The organism is Mesorhizobium sp. LEGMi-168a (assembly GCF_058312955.1).
Genome location: NZ_JBZEGV010000082.1, coordinates 1 through 1,851, shown reverse-complemented (window position 1 = coordinate 1,851; position 1,851 = coordinate 1). Strand labels below are relative to the sequence as shown.

Here is a 1,851-nt window from a genome sequence, read left to right as displayed (position 1 = left end):
ATCGGCATAGGGGCGTGGAGGTTATCTCCACGTCCCCTGCCACACCACCCGGCATGCGGGTCCGCACCGGGCGGTTCGTTGGGTTGAGGTCAACTGGCAAGCTGGGGCAGGCCCAGCCTGTCGAAGAAGCGGTTCGGCAGCGCGATGTGGAGGCTCATCGCCGAGTTGTGCCACCATCTGCGGGCGTTGGCAGCCACGCCTCTGGCCGCCTGGTGGGACATGCCGCGCGCAAGAAGCTCGCGGTAAATGACCGAACCACGCTTCCAGTGCTTGAGCTGCACGGCCCGCAGACGATGACGAATCCACCCGTCGAGGTCGGCAAACACGCCCGGCGTCTCGGCGAGCCGGAAGTAGGCCTTCCAGCCGATGAGATACACTCTGAGCGGCTTGCATAGTTGCGCGAGACTGCGCCCGGCACTGCGCCGGGTCAGCGCCCGCACACGCTCCTTCATGCGTTTGATGGCCTGTGGCGCCACGCGCCGCCGGATGCTTCGCCCCCCGGCCACCCAGAACGAGAAGCCGAGGAACTTGGATTGCGTGGCGCGTGTCACCTTGCTCTTGGTCTCGTTGACGCGCAGCTTGAGCTTGGCGAACAGCTTGCGCATGGACTGCATCACCCGTTCGCCCGAACGCTGTGTGCGAACATAGACGTTCAGGTCGTCAGCGTAGCGCACGAAGGCATGCCCGCGCCGCTCCAACTCCTTGTCGACTTCGTCCAAAAGCACATTGGCCAACAGCGGGGAGAGCGGCCCGCCTTGCGGCGTCCCCTCGTCCCGCTCGATCACCACCCCGTTGGCGAGCACGCCCGCACCGAGGTAGCGGCGGATCAGCCGCAGCACGCGACGGTCCGCTATCCGCTTGGCCAACCTTGCCATCAGGATGTCGTGGTTGACCCGATCGAAGAACTTCTCCAGGTCGATGTCCACGACAAAGCTGCGGCCTTCCTGCACATAGGCTTGCGCGCGAAGCACGGCATCGTGCGCACTGCGTCCGGGCCGGAAGCCGTAGCTCGCCTCCGAGAAGGTTGGATCGAACAGCGGTTGCAGGACCTGCAGCAGGGCCTGCTGGATGAAGCGGTCGAGCACCGTGGGGATGCCAAGCTCACGCTCGCCCCCGCCGGGCTTGGGGATTGCCGCCCGGCGCACCGGCTGCGGCTGGTAGCGCCCGGCGAGCAACTCCTCGCGCAGGCGCGGCCAGTGCACGCGCAGATAGCCGGACAGTTCTTCGACCGTCATCCCGTCGATGCCGGGACTTCCCGCGTTCTGTCGAACACGCTTCAACGCGGCCAGGAGGTTCCGGCGTTCGCACACCGTCTCCATCAGGCCGCCGCTGCCCAGGCGCTCGTCTCCGCTCCCAGCCGCGGCCGCTTCCACACGCAAGCGCGACCCTTGCGGCTTCACCGCGCCGGCCGTTTGTGCGCTCGGACTACCGTCCGACTTCTGTGGCATGGCATCCTCGAGGTTCGCGGGCGTTTCGCCCTTCCCGACGTTCGGCCCTTCGCGGATATCCGCTACTATGGCCTCTGCTGACTTCTCGCTCCGCCAGCCTCACGGCCATCGTCGCCCTTTCAGGCGCAAGGCGAGATCTCCCCGGGTAAGAACATCGGCCTTCACTGCGCGACCGCCGGATCTACGTCGCCTCGCCTTGGTCACAGCAGCTTCGCGGATCATTGCCCGCTCGCCCCGCTCGGCTTCGCCTTATATCCGGTTCCTGTCCGTCGGCCCGCAGCTTCGCTCCCCGCTTCCTTCACGCCGGCCTCGCGGTCCGACGCTCTGCGGTTCGCTTCGCTCGCTGTGACCAGCTCACGAGAGGACTTTCACCTCCTAGTCGATGCCCATGCCGGGCGCACAA

The 1,851-nt window shown here is 66.5% G+C and carries 1 protein-coding gene; it reads right to left on the bottom strand.

Annotated elements, in window-relative coordinates; genetic code table 11:
* Nucleotides 1–89: 89 nt before the first annotated feature.
* Nucleotides 90–1,448 (bottom strand): group II intron reverse transcriptase/maturase, encoded by a 1,359-nt coding sequence (gene ltrA / locus AC4FWB_RS33955; RefSeq protein ID WP_491030577.1) that lies wholly within the window; start codon nt 1,446–1,448, stop codon nt 90–92.
* Between the last annotated feature and the right edge of the window lie 403 nt (nt 1,449–1,851).

Coding starts and splice junctions, on each gene's coding strand:
- ltrA (WP_491030577.1), bottom strand. CDS start 1,448: ATGCCACAGAAGTCGGACGGTAGTCCGAGCGCACAAACGGCCGGCGCG.